This window comes from Streptomyces filipinensis, from assembly GCF_014649495.1.
Classification (GTDB): Bacteria; Actinomycetota; Actinomycetes; order Streptomycetales; family Streptomycetaceae; genus Streptomyces; species Streptomyces filipinensis.
Genome location: NZ_BMTD01000001.1, coordinates 890,203 through 907,275 on the forward strand (window position 1 = coordinate 890,203; position 17,073 = coordinate 907,275).

Annotated in this window: 14 protein-coding genes; 5 read left to right on the forward strand and 9 right to left on the reverse strand. The window is 71.5% G+C overall.

What is annotated here, in order from left to right; translation table 11 throughout:
- Window positions 1-11 precede the first annotated feature (11 nt).
- Window positions 12-1,229, forward strand: coding sequence for an MFS transporter (locus tag IE244_RS04030; protein ID WP_191871192.1), 1,218 nt, complete (start codon window positions 12-14; stop codon window positions 1,227-1,229).
- 56 nt (window positions 1,230-1,285) lie between these two features.
- Here IE244_RS04030 and IE244_RS04035 read toward each other — a convergent pair whose 3' ends face one another.
- The 3 genes from IE244_RS04035 to IE244_RS04045 all read right to left on the reverse strand — a co-directional run bounded on the left by IE244_RS04035 (window position 1,286) and on the right by IE244_RS04045 (window position 4,769).
- Window positions 1,286-3,232, reverse strand: coding sequence for a S53 family peptidase (locus IE244_RS04035; protein ID WP_191871193.1), 1,947 nt, complete (start codon window positions 3,230-3,232; stop codon window positions 1,286-1,288).
- 233 nt (window positions 3,233-3,465) lie between these two features.
- The gene (locus IE244_RS04040; protein WP_191871194.1) at window positions 3,466-4,098 is read right to left on the reverse strand and encodes a DUF305 domain-containing protein; all 633 of its coding nucleotides are present in this window, start codon (window positions 4,096-4,098) and stop codon (window positions 3,466-3,468) included.
- Complete coding sequence (locus IE244_RS04045; protein ID WP_191871195.1) at window positions 4,095-4,769, reverse strand: thioredoxin-like domain-containing protein; 675 nt, start codon at window positions 4,767-4,769, stop codon at window positions 4,095-4,097. Before IE244_RS04045 ends, IE244_RS04040 begins: the two co-directional genes overlap by 4 nt.
- A 175-nt stretch (window positions 4,770-4,944) precedes the next feature.
- Here IE244_RS04045 and IE244_RS04050 point away from each other — a divergent pair, with 175 nt between their 5' ends.
- Both IE244_RS04050 and IE244_RS04055 read left to right on the forward strand, forming a co-directional pair.
- Window positions 4,945-5,388, forward strand: coding sequence for an RrF2 family transcriptional regulator (locus IE244_RS04050; protein ID WP_191871196.1), 444 nt, complete (start codon window positions 4,945-4,947; stop codon window positions 5,386-5,388).
- Window positions 5,389-5,515: 127 nt separating this feature from the next.
- A complete protein-coding gene (locus IE244_RS04055; protein ID WP_191871197.1) occupies window positions 5,516-6,562 on the forward strand; it encodes an FAD-dependent monooxygenase in 1,047 nt (348 codons plus the stop codon).
- 11 nt (window positions 6,563-6,573) lie between these two features.
- On the opposite strand, the gene IE244_RS04060 is transcribed toward IE244_RS04055, so the two are convergent.
- Window positions 6,574-7,761 carry a globin domain-containing protein gene (locus IE244_RS04060; RefSeq protein WP_191871198.1) on the reverse strand — a complete coding sequence of 396 codons (1,188 nt, stop codon included), beginning with the start codon at window positions 7,759-7,761 and terminating at the stop codon, window positions 6,574-6,576.
- A gap of 306 nt (window positions 7,762-8,067) precedes the next feature.
- Between IE244_RS04060 and glnA2 the strand changes: the two genes are divergently transcribed.
- Window positions 8,068-9,429, forward strand: a complete 1,362-nt coding sequence (gene glnA2 / locus IE244_RS04065; RefSeq protein ID WP_191871199.1) for a gamma-glutamylpolyamine synthetase GlnA2 — start codon at window positions 8,068-8,070, stop codon at window positions 9,427-9,429.
- Window positions 9,430-9,643: 214 nt separating this feature from the next.
- Window positions 9,644-10,741 (forward strand): PP2C family protein-serine/threonine phosphatase, encoded by a 1,098-nt coding sequence (locus IE244_RS04070; RefSeq protein WP_229853936.1) that lies wholly within the window; start codon window positions 9,644-9,646, stop codon window positions 10,739-10,741.
- A 64-nt stretch (window positions 10,742-10,805) separates the two neighbouring features.
- Here IE244_RS04070 and IE244_RS04075 read toward each other — a convergent pair whose 3' ends face one another.
- From IE244_RS04075 to IE244_RS04095, 5 genes are all read right to left on the reverse strand, one after another.
- The gene (locus IE244_RS04075) at window positions 10,806-12,812 is read right to left on the reverse strand and encodes a SpoIIE family protein phosphatase (protein ID WP_191871201.1); all 2,007 of its coding nucleotides are present in this window, start codon (window positions 12,810-12,812) and stop codon (window positions 10,806-10,808) included.
- A 381-nt stretch (window positions 12,813-13,193) separates the two neighbouring features.
- Window positions 13,194-13,463: a hypothetical protein gene (locus IE244_RS04080; RefSeq protein WP_031171225.1), complete on the reverse strand. Its 270-nt coding sequence runs from the start codon at window positions 13,461-13,463 to the stop codon at window positions 13,194-13,196.
- A gap of 138 nt (window positions 13,464-13,601) precedes the next feature.
- Entirely contained in the window at window positions 13,602-14,621 is a 1,020-nt protein-coding gene (locus IE244_RS04085; protein ID WP_191871202.1) for a TolB family protein, read from the reverse strand.
- On the reverse strand, window positions 14,618-15,877 hold the full coding sequence (locus tag IE244_RS04090; protein WP_191871203.1) for an MFS transporter: 1,260 nt from the start codon (window positions 15,875-15,877) through the stop codon (window positions 14,618-14,620). The genes IE244_RS04085 and IE244_RS04090 overlap by 4 nt, the downstream gene beginning before the upstream one ends.
- Before the next feature lies 1 nt (window position 15,878).
- Window positions 15,879-16,766 (reverse strand): alkaline phosphatase family protein, encoded by an 888-nt coding sequence (locus IE244_RS04095; RefSeq protein ID WP_191871204.1) that lies wholly within the window; start codon window positions 16,764-16,766, stop codon window positions 15,879-15,881.
- Between the last annotated feature and the right edge of the window lie 307 nt (window positions 16,767-17,073).

The window sequence follows — 17,073 nt, forward strand, 5'->3', positions numbered from 1 at the left end:
ACAGGCCCTTCATGCCCCTGGCCCTGCTCGCCCTGGCCGTCGGCGCTTTCGGTATAGGCACGACCGAGTTCGTGATGATGGGGCTGCTCCCCGACGTCGCGGACGACCTGCACATCTCGATCCCCGCCGCAGGGCACCTGGTCTCGGCCTACGCGCTGGGTGTCGTCATCGGTGCCCCGCTGCTGGCCGCCGTGACGGCCCGGATGTCCCGCCGCACGGTCCTCATCGCCCTGATGGCGCTGTTCGTCGCGGGCAACGCCCTGTCGGCGTTCGCCCCCGGCGACGGCTCCCTGCTCGCCGCGCGCTTCCTCAGCGGCCTGCCGCACGGCGCCTTCTTCGGCGTGGGCGCGGTCGTCGCCACGGGGATGGTCCCGCCGGAGCGCAAGGCCCGCTCGGTCTCCCTGATGTTCCTCGGCCTGACCGTGGCCAACATCGCGGGTGTGCCGGTGGCGACGCTGGTCGGCCAGCACCTCGGCTGGCGTGCGACCTTCCTGGGGGTGAGCCTGATCGGCCTGGCGGCGATCGCGTCGCTGGCCCTGCTGATCCCGCACGACCGGGCGCACGCCGCCGCGTCGGCCGGCCTGCGCGGCGAACTGGCCGCGCTGCGGTCCCTGCCGGTCTGGCTGGCGCTCGGTACGACGGTGGCGGGCTTCGGCGCGCTCTTCGCGGCCTACAGCTACGTCACCCCGATGCTGACGGACGCGGCGGGCTACGCCGATTCGAACGTGACACTGCTGCTCGCGCTGTTCGGCGTGGGCGCGACGGCGGGCAACCTGCTGGGCGGCCGGCTGGCGGACCATGCGCTGCGCGGGACGCTGTTCGGCGGCCTGGCCTCGCTGGGACTCGTCCTGCTGCTCTTCCCGGTGCTGATGCGGGCGGAGTGGAGCGCGGCCCTGGCGGTGGCCCTGCTGGGCATGGCCGCCTTCGTCACCGGCTCCCCGCTCCAGCTGATGGTCATGGAGAAGGCCGCCGCGGCCCCGTCCCTGGCCTCCTCCGCCAACCAGGCGGCCTTCAACCTGGCGAACGCCGGCGGCGCCTGGATCGGCGGCCTGGCCCTCGCGGCGGGCTTCGGTACGACGTCCCCCGCGCTCGCCGGAGCGGCACTGGCGGTGCTGGGACTCGGTGTGGCGGGCGTGGCGTACGCCGTGGACCGGCGCCGGGCGACTTGGCCGGCGGGGCGGGTCGTCACGTCCCACGTGCCGGAGGGCGCGGAGGCGCTGCACCACTGAAAGGGAAAGGGGGCGCGGGGTACCAGGACCCCACGCCCCCTTTGTTCAGCGGAGTGTCAGTGCTTCTTGGCGGCGTACGACTGCACGTACCCGTCCGCCGGCGAGCCGACGCCCGTCACGTCGTCGTAGCCCTTGACCGCGGACAGCGAGCTGTCCTTGCCGAGGCTGCGCACCGAGTAGAGCAGGCCGCCGGAGGCGTTCAGGCCGTTGGCGAAGTCCACGCGGGCGACCGCCAGGCCGGAGCCCGTCGGGTTGTCCGTGACGTCGTGGAAGACGCCCTTCTTGCCGTACTTGGCGTAGATCGCCGGGTTGGCGAAGCCGAGCGCCTTGCCGCCCTGCGCCTCCTGGGCCAGGGCCTGGACCGCCGCGATCACCGGAGCGGCGAGCGAGGTGCCGCCGATGCGGTACTCGCTGTACCGCTCGGTGCCGTCGGGGAAGGTCTGGGTCTGGCCGACCAGGAAGCCGGTGTTCGGGTCGGCGATGGCCGCGATGTCCGGGACGACGCGGTTGCCGGTGGCGTTGTTGGCCGTGGCCAGCGCCTTCGGCACGACGCCCTTCTGGTAGTACGGCTGCGGCACGTTCTTGCTGGTGCCGCCGCCCGCGCCCGAGGTGAAGGCGCCGGGGAAGCCCTGCCAGCTCTTGCCGTCGGCCGACAGGGTCGCCTTCTCGGTGCCCCAGCCGGTCTCCCACTGGTACGTGTCGCCCTTGCCGACGGCCAGCGAGGTACCGCCGACCGCGGTCACCCACGCCGAGTTGGCCGGGGTGTCGACCTGCTTCGTACCGGACTTGGCGGCCTGGTCGCCGTCGTCACCGGAGGAGAAGTAGAAGCCGATGCCCTGCACCGCGCCCAGCTGGAAGACCTGGTCGTAGGCCGCCGCGAGGTCCGGCGTCTGGTTCGCCTCGACGTCGCCCCAGGAGTTGGAGACGATGTCGGCCAGGTGGTTGTCGACGACCTTGCTGAGCGAGTCGAGCAGGTCGGCGTCGTAGCAGGAGGCCGCACCGACGTAGGTGACGTCGGCGGACGGGGCGACCGCGTGCACGGCCTCGACGTCGAGGGTCTCCTCGCCGTACCAGCCGGCCGCGCCACACTCCTTGGTCTTGGTGTAGTTCGCGGGCAGCGACTGGTGCAGCTGGCCGGTCTTCCAGGCCGCGTCGCCGTTCTTCACCGCGTACGTGCCGGCGTCCAGGGCGATGGTCGGCGAGGCGTAGGCGTCCGTGATGGCGATGCGGACGTTCTTGCCGGTGTACGTGCCGGCGCCGTAGGCGGCGCGCAGCTGCTTGCCGGTGTAGCCCTTGATCGCGTACGGGATCTTGCCGCCGTACGCGTCCGGGAGCGAGGACGCCGTCTTCGAGCCGTAGTAGGACGAGAACGGGCCCGCGTTCTTGAACACGGCGTCCGGGGGCGGCAGCTGGTCGTCGTGGTTCGACTTGTGCGGGGCGTTGTCCAGACCGGTGACGGTCAGGACGGCGTCCTGCAGGCCGGCCGGCACGGAGGCCGTCTGCGCCGGGGCGCGGTAAGTCGCCGAGCCCTTGGCGAAGTTGTGCAGCTGGGTGCCGAAGGCCTTCTCGGCGGCGGCCACGTCACCGGAGACGGCGACGTAGTGCGCGGTGACCGCGGTGACCTTCAGGCCGGACGCCGTCAGCCAGGACTTGACGGCGGCCACCTGGGCCTTGGTGGCCCCGAAGCGGGCCTGCGCCTTCTTGGCGCTCAGGTACTTGCCGTACAGCGGCGAGCTGGGGTCGGACACGGCCTTGGCGTAGGCGGCGAGTCCGGCCGCGTCCTTGCCGGCCAGGTAGACCCGGGCGTTGATCTGGGCGCTGTTCGAGGTCGCACCCTTGTCCGCCTTGGCCGTCGCCCAAACGGGCTTGGTGCCCTTCAGTGCGTCACGAGCGGGGCTGCCCGCGGCGTGCGCCGCGGGTATGCCCAGCGCCAGCGCGCCGGCGATCATGGGCAGTGTCGCTGCCATGCTCACAGCGCGCGTCTTGGCGCGGTTGGATCTCATAGAACCCCCTGCGATGCGGTTCGCATGCATGTAGTGGTCGGTACGCCATGTATCCGCGCGTCGGCCCGCGGCGGTTCGGCCGGCGAATGGATCACATGATGGGGGTCACTCTTGCGATGAACCGTTCATGCCAGGGGAAGGTAAAGGTCAAGAGAAGCTCAAGTGCCCGTCAGGTGGGGCGAATTGCGCCTTTCATCCCTCACGGTTGGGTAACGGAACGGCCGGCGGGCTGTTCAGGAACGCGGCGCCGCTCCCCGCTCCTTGAGCATCCCCGCCATCACCTGCAGCTCCGACTGCTGCGCGTCCACCATCCCCTGCGCGAGCCGCTTCTCCACGCCGACGGTGCACTTGGCCACGCACCCCTCGGCCATGTGGATACCGCCCTTGTGATGGTCCGTCATCAGCTGCAGATAGAGGACCTCGGCCCGCTTCCCGCTGAGCGACCGGAGCTTGTTCAGCTCCGTGTTCGTCGCCATGCCCGGCATCAGCGCGCCGTCCTTGCCGGAGGCCATGTCGCCCATGCCCATCCAGGTCATCGGCGGCTCGGCCGACACCTTCGGCAGCTCCCACAGGTCCAGCCAGCCCAGCAGCATGCCGCGCTGGTTGGCCTGCGTCTGCGCGATGTCGTAGGCGAGCCGCCGCACCTCCTCGTTCCCCGTGCGGTCCCGGACGATGTACGACATCTCGACGGCCTGCTGGTGATGGACCGCCATGTCCCGCGCGAAACCGGCGTCCGCGGACTCCGGGCCCGGCGTACCGGGGTCCGAGCCGCCCGAGTCCTCGGCGACCGCGTAGGTGATGGCGCCCGCCGCGACGAGCACCGCCGCCGCGGCCCCCGCGATCCAGCCGACGTACCGCCGCCTCACTTCATGACCCCGCCGGTGCAGGGGGCGCCCGGCTCGGGCGTCTGCGCACCCTGGACGTACGCGGCGAAGAACTTGTCCACTTCCGGATCGGCCGCGCTCTTCACCGTCACCTGGTGGCCCCAGGCCGACAGGATCAGCGGTGCCGCCTGGTTCCGGTACGGGCTCATCAGCGAGTACGGCGTCTTCTTCACCTTCGCCGCGAGCGCGTCGACGTCGGCCTTCTTCGCCTCGCTCGTGTACGTCACCCAGACCGCGCCGTGCTCCAGGGAGTGCACCGCGTTCTCGTCCGGCACCGGCTCGGTGTAGACGTCGCCGTTGCAGTTCGCCCAGACCGGGTTGTGATTGCCGCCCACCGGCGGGTGCATCGGGTACGACACGCTGGTCGGCACGTGCGTCCGCTCCAGCTTGCCGCTCCAGGTCTTCACGCCGTCGGCGCCGGCGACCCAGTGCCCGGAGTCGGCGGCGGAGCCCTTGGAGTCGCTCGCGGTGTCCTTCTTGTCGTCCGACCGCGAGTTCAGCACGACCACGCCGCCGACGACGAGACCGGCGACGACCACCACGCTCGCGGCGACGGCGAGCACACGGTTGCGGCGCTCGCGCACGCGCTCGGTGCGGCGCATCTCCTCTATGCGCGCCTTGCGCGCCGCGGTGCTGTTCTTGGCGGAACCCATGAGGTGTCCTTCGGGGGAAAGGGACGGCATCGGGAAGGGGCGGGCCTGCTGATCGTAATCGGGAAGGGCCGGCTTCCGTAGGGAGGGCACGGCAAACTTCCGTAGGGCGGGCAGGACGCCGAGGGGACGGCGGGATAGTTTGAACCGTGGATGCGGCATTGCCTACGCTCGTGGTATGCGGCTCCTGCGCTCGACCGACCTGGCCCTGCGCGTCCTGATGCGACTGGCCGTCGCCGCCGACGCCACGCCCACCACCCGCCAGGTCGCGGCCGACATGAATGTGCCCTACACGCATACCGCGAAGGTCGTCGCCGAACTCCAGCACCTGGGCCTCGTCGACGCCCGCCGCGGCCGGGGCGGCGGTCTCGCGCTGACCGGCGAGGGCCGTACGGCGTCGGTCGGCGCGGTGGTGCGTACCTTCGAGGGCGACGGCGACGTGGTCGACTGCGAGGGCCCGACCCCCTGCCCCCTGAACTCCGGCTGCCGCCTGCGCGGCGCCCTGCGCCGGGCCCAGGAGGCCTTCTTCGCGGCGCTGGACCCCGTCACGGTCGCCGACATCGTCTCCGACCCCACAGCCCCCCTGCTGCTGGGCATGTCCCGGGGGCCGGGACCCGGCTGACACGGCGGGTCGCCGGTCGGCTTCCGGGCCTGGGACGGCCGAGGTCACTGGCCAAAAACGCCGTTGATCGCCGGGCGGGCCTGGGGAAGGCTGGAGGCCGACTTCAGAACCGCGACGGGGGTACGCCATGAAGATCCTCATCTCCGGCGCGAGCGTGGCCGGTCCCGCTCTCGCCTTCCTCCTGCACCGCGACGGGCACGAGGTGACCGTGGTCGAGCGCGCCCCGGCCCTGCGGGACAGCGGCTACGCCGTCGACTTCCGGGGCGCGGTCTTCGAGGTGCTGGCGGACCTGGGGATCCTGGAGGAGGTGCGCGGGCACGCCACCGGGATGCGCGGCACCGACCTGCTGGACGCCGGCGGCAACCGCGCCGGCGAGCTGCCCGCCGATGTCTTCGCCGGTGAACTGGAAGTACCCAAGCGGGAGTTGACCCGTATCCTGCACGCGCGCACGGCCGCCGCGGTGCGCTATGTCTTCGACGACTCGATCAACGCGATCGAGCAGGACGCCGACGGGGTCCGGGTCGGCTTCGAACGCGCCGCCCCGGACACCTACGACCTGGTCGTCGGCGCCGACGGCATCTACTCGGTGGTGCGCCGCCTGGTCTTCGGACCGCACAGCGAGGCCGTCCGGCACCTCGGCATGTCGGGCGTGGGCTTCAGCGCCCCGAACCGGCTGGCCCTGGACCGCCGGGGCGCGCTGTGGCGGAGCCCCGGCCGCGCGGTCTACGCGTTCAGCGGTGCCGACGCCGAGCGGATGTCCGTGAGCCTGTCCTTCGCCAGCGACTCACCGGAGCTGGACCTCCTGGGCCGCGCGGAGCAGGAGCGGATCACCCGGGAGCGGATGGCCGGCGCCGGGTGGATCGTGCCCCGCCTGCTGGACGACATGTCCGCCGCCACCGACCTCTACTTCTCCTCGGCCTGCCAGGTCCACCTCGACCGCTGGTCCGAGGGCCGGGTGGTGCTGGTGGGCGACGCCGGCTACTGCGCCGCCCCCACCTCGGGCATGGGCACCTCCCAGGCGCTGATCGGCGCCCGTACCCTCGCCCGGCACCTGGCCGAGTCCGGCGGCGACCACGCCAAGGCCTTCGCCGCCTACGAGCAGGAGCTGCGCCCCTACGTGGCGGAGAACCAGGAGATCGGCCGGGAGGGCGCCCGCCGCTTCGGCGCCGAGTGACCCGCGGGGGCTCAGCCCCGGGCCAGCCACAGGTCCGGGCCGAACACCTCGTAGTGGATGTCGGCCGGGGCCACGCCCTGCTCGATCAGCTGGGCGCGGACCGCGCGCATGAAGGGCAGCGGCCCGCACAGGTACGCGCGCGTGCCGGGCGGCACGGCGATGCCGGCGAGGTCGACCAGGCCGGTGCGGGTGCCCGGCTCCGCGTCCCGCTCGTAGAAGAAGTGCACGGACGCGTCCGCGAGCTTGCCGGCGTACGTCTGGTGGTCGGTGCGCAGGGCGTGGTCGGCGGGGGAGCGGTCGCCGTGGACGACGGTGACCGCTCCCTGGTGGCCGGTGGCGGCGAGGCCGGCCAGCATCGCGATCATCGGGGTCACGCCGATGCCCGCGGAGGCGAGCAGCACAGGGGTGCCGGCGTCGGCGTCCAGGACGAGGTCGCCGTACGGCTCGGACAGCTCCAGGACGTCGCCCACCCGCACGTGTGCGTGCAGGTGGTTCGACACCTCGCCGTCGGGGGCGGCGGCGTCGCCGGTCACGCGCTTGACGCTGAACTGGCGCACGCTCTCGCCCGGCGCCCCGGACAGGCTGTACTGCCGTATCTGGCGGGCGCCGTCGGCCAGCTCCACCTGGACGGAGACGTACTGGCCGGCGCGGACGTCGCGCACCGGGCCGCCGTCGGCCGGGCGCAGCCGGAAGGTGACGACGTCCGCCGTCTCCTCGACGCGTTCCACGACCTCCCACGGCCGCCGGTCCCGGGTGCCGCTCTCCTCGTACAGCCGCTTCTCGATCGCCACGAGCGCGTTGGCCATCAGCCAGTAGACCTCGGTCCAGGCGGCGGCCACCTCGGGTGTGACGGCCTCGCCGAGCACCTCGGCGATGGCGCCGAAGAGGTGCTCGTGCACGACCGCGTACTGCTCGGGTGCCACGCCGAGCGAGGCGTGCTTGTGGGCGATGCGGCCGAGCATCGCGTCGGGCCGGGTGTCCGGGTGTTCCAGCAGGTGCGTGGCGAAGGCGGCGATCGATCCGGCGAGGGCCTGCTTCTGGGCGCCGGAGGCCTGGTTGCCGCGGTTGAACAGGTCCCGCAGCAGTCCGGGGTGGGCGGCGAACAGGCGGGCGTAGAAGCGCTCGGTGATCTCGCCGATGGCCGCGCCGACGGCGGGAAGGGTGGCGCGGACGGTGGCTGCGGACTGCTCGGACAGCATCGGGACTCCTCACGACTCGGCTGATCGGGACGCTATGAAAACTTGTATCTGAGATGCAAATTAAACGGCCGTGGTGTCCCTCACGCCGCGGATCGGACCGGCCCTGACGGATGCCGGTCCGAGCAGGCAAGATGGGCCACACAGCAGTACACCTGCCGTACGCGAGGCGTTCAGGCCCGGGACGCTCGGGCGATCAAGGTCCGCAACGCGCATGAAATGCTGTTGTGGTGGGATGCTCAGGTGCCCGACCGCCGCCCACGGGATGGGGGACAGGCGGCCTGACCAGCAAGGATGGGGTAGCGGAAGATGGACAAGCAGCAGGAGTTCGTGCTCCGGACACTGGAGGAGCGTGACATCCGGTTCGTACGGCTGTGGTTCACGGACGTGCTGGGCTTCCTGAAGTCCGTCGCCGTGGCCCCCGCCGAACTGGAGCAGGCCTTCGACGAGGGCATCGGCTTCGACGGCTCCGCCATCGAGGGCTTCGCCCGGGTCTACGAGTCCGACATGATCGCCAAGCCGGACCCCTCCACCTTCCAGGTCCTGCCGTGGCGCGCGGAGACCCCCGGCACCGCCCGCATGTTCTGCGACATCCTCATGCCGGACGGCTCCCCGTCCTTCGCCGACCCGCGGTACGTCCTCAAGCGTGCCCTGGCCCGCACCTCCGACCTGGGCTTCACCTTCTACACCCACCCGGAGATCGAGTTCTTCCTGCTGAAGGACCGCCCGCTGGACGGCTCCCGCCCCACCCCGGCCGACAACTCGGGCTACTTCGACCACACCCCGACCAACGTCGGCATGGACTTCCGCCGCCAGGCGATCACCATGCTGGAGTCCATGGGCATCTCGGTGGAGTTCTCCCACCACGAGGGCGCCCCCGGCCAGCAGGAGATCGACCTGCGCTACGCCGACGCCCTCTCCACGGCCGACAACATCATGACGTTCCGCCTGGTCATGAAGCAGGTGGCGCTGGAGCAGGGCGTCCAGGCGACCTTCATGCCGAAGCCTTTCTCCGAACACCCCGGCAGCGGCATGCACACGCACCTCTCCCTCTTCGAGGGTGACCGCAACGCGTTCTACGAGTCCGGCGCGGAGTTCCAGCTCTCCAAGGTCGGCCGCTCCTTCATCGCGGGCCTGCTCAAGCACGCGGCGGAGATCTCCGCGGTCACCAACCAGTGGGTGAACTCCTACAAGCGCATCTGGGGCGGCTCCGAGCGCACGGCCGGCGCCGGCGGCGAGGCCCCCTCGTACATCTGCTGGGGCCACAACAACCGCAGCGCCCTGGTCCGCGTCCCGATGTACAAGCCCGGCAAGACCGGCTCCGCGAGGGTGGAGGTACGTTCCCTCGACTCGGGGGCGAACCCCTACCTGGCCTACGCCCTCCTGCTGGCCGCCGGCCTGAAGGGCATCGAGGAGGGCTACGAACTGCCGCCGGGCGCCGAGGACGACGTCTGGGCGCTGTCCAACGCCGAGCGCCGCGCGATGGGCATCGAGCCCCTGCCGCAGAACCTCGGCGAGGCCCTGACCCTCATGGAGAGCAGCGACCTGGTCGCCGACACCCTCGGCGAGCACGTCTTCGACTTCTTCCTGCGCAACAAGCGCCAGGAGTGGGAGGAGTACCGCAGCGAGGTCACCGCGTTCGAGCTGCGGAAGAACCTGCCGGTGCTGTAGGGCCGCTCAGAGCAGTTCCCCTCCACGTCGATTCCGTGGGGCCGGCGGTCGCGGACCGTCGGCCCCACCGCGTCTCGCAGGCCCCGGGCCGTTCCGGGCCGCCGTCCGGGTGGAGCCGTGGCCTCCAGCGAGGCAGGCTTGGTGCATGAAGGCGCCCTTGCACCCGCCCTCGTGGCCAGGCGCAGGCGGTCATAACCGGATCCTCTTCACGCTGATGCAGTGTGTGCCCTTCCTGATCGCGCTGGCCGTGCTGGTCATCGAGCTCACCCCTGCGCACTTCATCTATACCGGCCCCTTCCTCACCGCGGTCCCGGCGCTGGCGGCAGTGACGCTGGGGCCCAAGGGCACCGCCGCGGCGGCGGCCCTCGCGCTGGCGATCAGCGTGACCACCGCGACCTGTAACGGGGCATGGGGCAGCCTGCAGGTCTACAGCAACTTCCTGGCTCTGGCCTTGGTGTCCGCGGCTGGCTTCATCACCAGCCGCGCGATGCAGGAGCGGAGGCGGAGAGAGCTCGACCAGGTCCGCAGCATCGCCGTGGCGGCCCAGGACGTCGTGTTGCGGCCCGTGCCCGCGCGCCTGGGCCCCCTGCGGGCCGCCAGCCTGTGCCTGGCGGCCGGGACGGGGGCACGGGTGGGCGGTGATCTGTACGAGGCCGTGCAGACGCGATACGGCGTCCGGATGATCGTGGGGGACGTCCGGGGCAAGGGCCTGGTCGCCGTGCGAGCCGTCGCGGTGGCGCTGGGCGCGTTCCGGGAGGCCGTGCACTACGAGGAGGACCTGGTGGAGGTCATGAACCGCTGCTCGGCTGCGCTGCGACGGGAGGTCGCGGTGCCGGGTGCGTACGGTCATGAGGTTCTGATGGAAGGGTTCACCACGGCGCTCATCGCACAGGTGCCGGACCAACCCGTGGTCCAGCTGGTCAACCGTGGACATCCCCCGCCGCTGCTGCTGCACCAGGGAAGGGCTGTACCGCTGACGCCGAGCGTGCCGTCGCCGCCTCTCGGCCTCGAAGACCTCGTCACGGACCTCCCCGAGAAGCCCGAGACCCATGTGTTCATGCCCGGCGACCGTCTGTTGCTGTACACCGACGGTGTGATCGAGGCCCGTAACCGTGCCGGCGAATTCTTCGCTCTGCCGGAGGCCATGGAGGGGATGGGCGTCGGCCCCACCCCACCCGTGTTCCTGGAGCAACTGCACCAGGCGTTGACCCGCCACACGGACGGCGACTTGGCGGACGACGTGGCGGTGATCCTCGCCGACCGGCTCGAAGATCTACCGAGGTCACCTCTCGGTGGAGCAGACAGGGGGTGACCGGGTACCGCAGCGAGGTCACGGCGCTCGGGCCGGCGCCCAGGGGGTATGGAACCGTGGGCGTTCACCGGGGGAGCGAGGTGCCGACGCGGGCGATGAGGAGGGCGATGTCGTCCTGCGCGGGGGTCGGGGCGAGACGGTCGAGGAGGGTGTCGGCCAGCTCGTCGAGGGACGGATGGGTGCCGGCGAGGAGGTGGGTGAGCTCCTCCAGGCGCTCATCGAGGTCGTGCTCGCGGGCTTCGACGAGCCCGTCGGTGTAGAGGACGAGCACGGTCCCGGGAGCGACGGCGATCTCGATGGTCGTGAAGGAGATGCCACCGATACCGAGCGGTGCGCCGGAGGGCAGGTCGATGAGGCGGGCCGTGCCGTCGGGGGTGATCAGGGCAGGTGGCGGATGCCCGGCCCGGGCGAACCGGCAGCGGTGGGCCGCGGCGTCACAGACGCCGTACAGGCATGTGGCCAGGATCGGGCCGTCGAGGTCCTGCATCGTCTGGTCGAGGTGGTGCAGCAGCTGGTCGGGGGGCAGGTCCAGGCGGGTGAGGGCCCGGAGCGTGCTGCGCATCTGCCCCATGACGGCGGCGGCTGGGATGCCGTGCCCCATGACGTCGCCGATGGCCAGGGCGGCCCTGTCGGGGGTCATGGCGGCCACGTCGTACCAGTCGCCGCCCACCTCGTTGGCGTCGGAGGCGGGCAGGTAGCGGTGGGCGATCTCGATACCGCCGGGAGGGGTGAAGCTGCGGGGCAGCATGCTGCGCTGCAGCGTCAGGGCTGTGTCGTGCTCGCGGGCGTAGCTGAGGGCGTTGTCGATCGCCACGGCGGCCTTGGCCGCGATCTCCTCGGCGTCGGACAGCTCGTCCTCCCCGAACGGGCTGGGGTTCTGCGCTCGCCAGAGGCTGATCGCACCCAAAAGTGTGCGCCGTGAGTACAACGGGGCGGTGATCAGCGAGTGCATGCCGAAGTCCAGCAGCCCGCGGGCCCGGTGGCCGTGATGGGCCTGCCACGCGGAGGAGGTACGAAGGTCCGGTACGAAGGTCGCGCTCGTGGCGGTGAGAGCGATCTGTGAGTCCACGGGGTCGAGCGGGGGGTCATCGCGGACCCCGCCCAGCGCGACGCGGCGGGCCCGTGCGCTGGGGTCGGCGAGCGGCTCGCCGACGAGCAGGACGGGCAAGGCCAGGTCGACGGTGACGAAGTCGGCGAAGCGGGGGACCAGCACGCGCACCAGTTCCTGCGCGGTCTGCTTCGCGTCGAGAGTCGTACCGATGACAATGCTGGCCTCGTACAACAGTCCGAGGCGCTCGTGAGCGTGTCGTGCCTGCTCACGGCTCTCCTCAAGTGAGGAGGCCAGGGTGTTGAACGCCGTCCCGAGCTGCCTGATCTCGCCCCTGCCGGTTTCGGGCATCCGTACGGCGAGGTCGCCGCCGGCGAGCCGGGACGCCGCGCCTGCCGCCTTGCGGACCGGCCAGACCACGGCCCGGATCACGTACCCGGCGAAGGTCGCGATGAGGAGCATGGAGCCGGCAAGGCCGATCGACGCCGCCACGACCGCTTCCCGGGCGTCAGCGTTGGCGGCGCTCTCACGCGCCGCGATCAGGGTCGCCTGGGTCGACTCGTACCGGTCGAACTGCTTCCTGAGCGCGTCGACGCGCCGTTTCCCTTCCAGCGTCGCCTCCACGCCGCGTGCCCGGGGGTCCCCTCGGCTCGCAGCCGCGACCAGCGGAATCGAGTAGTCGTGGATGAGGGACTCGCCGGCCTGCCGGATGCGCTGGGCCAGTGCCCTCTGGCCGGGGGTGGCGCTGAGGCGCACGAGTTGCTGTGCCTGGCCGGAGAACTTGGTCCGGGCGGTCTGCCATGGCTCAAGGAACTGCTTCTCCCTGGTGATGACGAAGCCGCGCTGGCCTGTTTCCAGGTCGACGACGAGCCCCTCGACCGTTCTCGCCTGGGCGAGCGCCGCCTGGGCGTGGCGGTCGGCAGCCGTCGACTCGCCGAGCCCGATGATCGACCAGAGCAGCATCGTGAAGGCGAGCCCGATCAGCAGGGCGAGCAGCCCACCGGAGACGGCGGTAAGGGGCACCAGCCCCCCACGTGCGCGTCTCTTTCGTGGACCTGACATGCGCATCCCCTGCCCTGCGCACGAACCGGTGGCCCAGGCGTCAGCAGGGCGGTCTCGCGGTGAGCTCCGTCCCCTTGAGTCTAGGTGGGGTGCGCCGGACCCGCCGGGGGCGACCGCAAGGCCGCGGTCGGCCGCCCGCCGGCTCGTCTCCCCCGGCACCGCTCATGCCGCCCCCCACCACCGGCACACCGACGGCCGTCATCCCCCGCACGTGGCCCGGCGTCCGCAGGTCCCCGGTCGTCCCCTAAACGGTTGCGGGCGGTGGTACCGGGGCGCTTCGTGCGCCCTCGGTGCCACCGCCCAGCCACTTCCCACCACGTCCAGGGGTGCTGAACCGGCCTCTTACCAGGCCTTGTTGTCGCAGCCCATGGTCGAGCCGATGTGCGTCGCCTGCGCGCCCGGGTCCCCTTCGCCGTTGAGGGCGTTGCCGAGTACGCCGTTGAGGATCCCGACCTCGCCGAGGACGTCGAGGTTCAGGTCGTGCGACCGGCAGTTGGAGCTCTGAAGGACGCTGTTGCCCCCTTCGCCGCCGGCGTGAGCGGTACCGGCGGTCAGGAGTCCGACGCTGCCGAGGGCCGCGACCAGGACGGCAGCCTTGTGAAGCTTGTGCATGTCATCTCCATAGAGTGAGTGTGTGGATGCGATCTGTCACGGACCTTCCACTTACAGCAACGGAGACTAGGGTTAATATCCGCCAAAATGGACATCGACACGCCGATTTCATGATCTGTCAGACTGCGGCCTGGGTCCCTACGGCGTATAAGCGGGGGACACCGCGGCCGTACTGATCCGCCGCGCTCGTCCCGACCCGTCCGCCGGCACCTGGTACAGGTCGGCGCCGTAGTCGCCCGGCAGGGCGTAGACGACGGTCCGGGCGTCACGCCACACCGCCTGGTCGTCCACGCTCCTCCGCTCGGCCAGCGGTGTCTCGCGCATCGTCCGCAGGTCGAGCACGTACAGCCGCCAAGGGGCGTCCTGCGGCAGGCCGTTGACCCGTTTCTTGTAGGCGATCCGGGTGCCGTCGGGCGAGAGGGACGGGCACTCGACGTCGGCGTGCAGGGCCGTCACCGTACGGGCCCGCAGATCGCCACGGACCAGGTACGTGCGCCCCTTCGTCGCCAAGGTCGCATAGAACGTGCGGTCGTCCGCCGCGAACGTCACCCCCCAGAAATTGACGTCCGCCCCCCGGTACGGATGGCCGTCCTTGACGATCCGGAAGGCCTCCAGGGACGGGATCAGCACGCCGCTGCGGGTGTCCACGATCGCCGTGCGCGTGGAGAAGTCCGTGCCGGCGTAACTGTCCCCGCCCACGAACGCCGTCCAGGCGGCGAAGTGCCCCGTCGGCGAGATCCGGGCGCGCGACGGAATGCCCGGCACGTCATACCGGTGCTCCGTCCGCAGCCGGTCGTCCAGGACCAGCGCCCGGTAGGTGTCCGAGACCGGACCGTGCACCGCCTGCAGGCACACGCCGGTGCCCGAAGCGGCGTAGAAACGCAGGCACTTGACGCCGGAGGCGGTACGCGGACCGGAAGGATCACCGGCCGCGACACTGACGATCTCGTCCCGGTGCGGGCCCCACGCCATGTTCCGGAACACCATCCGCGCGTGCCCGGTCAGCGTGACGCTCCCCGGCGCCACCCGCGGACCGCCCGCCCGGGTGTGGTCGCGGCGGTCGGCGCGGGCCGAGGCGTGCAGCACGGACGCCAGCCCGACCGCCCCGAGCGCGGCGACGGCCGCGACGAGGATCAGGATGCGGCTGCGTACGGTCATGCGGTCACCGTCGCCTTCGGACGCAGGGTGAGGGAGAGGACGGCACAGGCGGCCAGCGCCACCGCCGCCCCCACCAGCGCCGCCCGGTCGCCCCACACCGTCCAGGCGGCGCCGAACAGCAGCGAGCAGGCGAACCGGGCCAGCGCCTGCCCGGTCTGGACGAGGGCCAGCCCGGACGAGCGCAGCGCCTCCGGCACGCCGTCCGAGGCCGCCGCCATCAACACCCCGTCGGTGGCCGCGTAGAAGGCACCGTGCAACGCCAGGACGGCGTACGGGAGAGCCGGTCCGTGCCACCCCGTGAGCAGCAGGGCGTACCCCAGCAGCAGGGCACCGTGCCCGGCGACGAAGACCGTCCACCGGCCCACCCGGTCCGCGAGCCGTCCGAGCGGCACCGCCAGCAGCAGGAACGCGGCGGCCGTACCGAGCGGCAGCAGCGCGAACCACCGGTCCGGTACGCCGAGCCGCCGCTGGAGCAGCAGATACACGAACGAGTCGCTCACCGTGGCGAGACCCAGCAGCAGCGCGCACACGGCGACCCGCCGCAGCCCACGCCGCCGCAGCAGTCCCACCGCGCCCCGCACCGTGGGCCGTTCGGCCGCGACCGCACCACCGCGCCCGCCCGGCACGAAGAGCACCAGCACCAGCACGCCCAGCACGGCCACACAGGAACTCACCGTGAACACGGCGTCGTAGCCGTCCACCGCGGCCCGCAGGATCACAAACGCCACCAGCGGCCCCAGCAGGGCCCCGGCCGTGTCCATCGCCCGGTGCACACCGAAGGCCCGCCCCCGCGACTCGGCCGTACTGGACAGCGAGATCAGGGCGTCCCGGGGGGCGGTCCGCAGCCCCTTGCCGGTGCGGTCGGCGGCCAGCACCAGCCCGATCGGCGTGAGCGAGTGCGCCACCAGCAGCAACGGCTTGCACACGGCGGACAGGCCGTAGCCGAACCCGGCGACCCACTTGTGCCGCCCGCCGCCCCGGTCCGCGAGATGCCCGCCCACCAGCCGTACGACCGCCGAGAACCCGTTGTAGACACCGTCCAGCAGCCCGAAGCCCAACGGCGACAGACCCAGCCCGCTGACCAGGTACAACGGCAGCACGGCCGTGACCATCTCGGACGACACATCGGTCACCAGACTGACCGTTCCGAGCGCGAGCACGGTCGGGGCGATCGCGGCACGGCGCCGCCCGGCCAGGGGCCGGACGGCGCCGTCCGCGGACGCCGGCGTACTCGCGCGGCTGTCCGCTACGTACACCTCAGGACGCCCAGATGCCGGTGATGTCCTGGGCGGAGGCCGCGTTGCCCGCGTGCGAGGTCAGCCCCTGGCTGTCCTCCAGGGTGCGCAGCAGGTCGTAGTGGTCGTACGTCGTGGAGCTGGACGACCCCGCCGCGACGGGCTGCCCGTAGAGCACCGTGGGAATCCGGTTCCCGCTGAGCCGGTTGTCCTCGTCGAAGGTGATCACGAGCAGGCTGTTGTGGCTCTTGGCCCAGGTCGCGTAGGCGCCCAGGTTGTTCCTCAGCCAGGTGTCACCGGTGGACACCGAGCAGTCGTGCATGTCGCTGCACAGGTCCGGGGTCACGAACGACAGCTGGGGCAGCGTCGAGTAGTCCGTGGGGAACTGGGCGAACGTCTTCGCGCTCGACGTCGGCACATTGCTGAACCCGAACCAAGGGTTGTGCTTGCGCGCGTACTTGCCGCTGCTGCACGTGGTCGAGCCCTGGCCCGGCAGGGTCTCGTTGTAGCTGGCCCAGCTGCGCCCGGCGGCGATCGTCTCGGACGCGAGGTTGGGTGCCGACGAGAAGCCGGGCGTGTAGCAGCTGTCGTCCGTGATGCCCTGCGTCGAACCGGAGAACAGGGCGAAGTAGTTGGGCTGGCTCGGGTGGGTCTCGGCGTACGACTGCGTGAGGCTGGCTCCTCCAGACTTCAGCGAATTGATGTACGGGGCGCTGGAAGAGCCGATGACCTGGCTGTAGGCGTGGTTCTCGAAGACCACGACGACCACGTGGTCCGGACTCGGCACGGCGCCCGCGGCGTGCGCGGACCCTTCGCCGATACCGGTCCACAGCCCGAACGCGGCCGCGGCGAGGGCCGCCGCGGACGCCGCGACGGTACGGGCACGGCGGTACACGGAACTGCCGGACACATCAACCTCCGGGTGGGGTGGGGCGGGGCTGGCGGTGCGGACAGAGCATGCACACGCCAATGTGCCCGCGCCCCACGCCGGCCAACCTCAAGGGTGAAGACCGGATGAACGCGGAGTGCGCAGCCGCGTACGGCGGCAAGGGGGCGCGGCGGGTGGTGTCCGCCCGCAGCGTCCGGTGAGAACGCGTGGGACCCCTGAGGAAGCAGCCCGCCGGACCGAGGACGGACACCACCCGCCGCGGCACCGCCCCACGACTCACCGCGCAACACCACCGACCCCGACCCTGCCCGCCCCCCGCCCCCGCCCC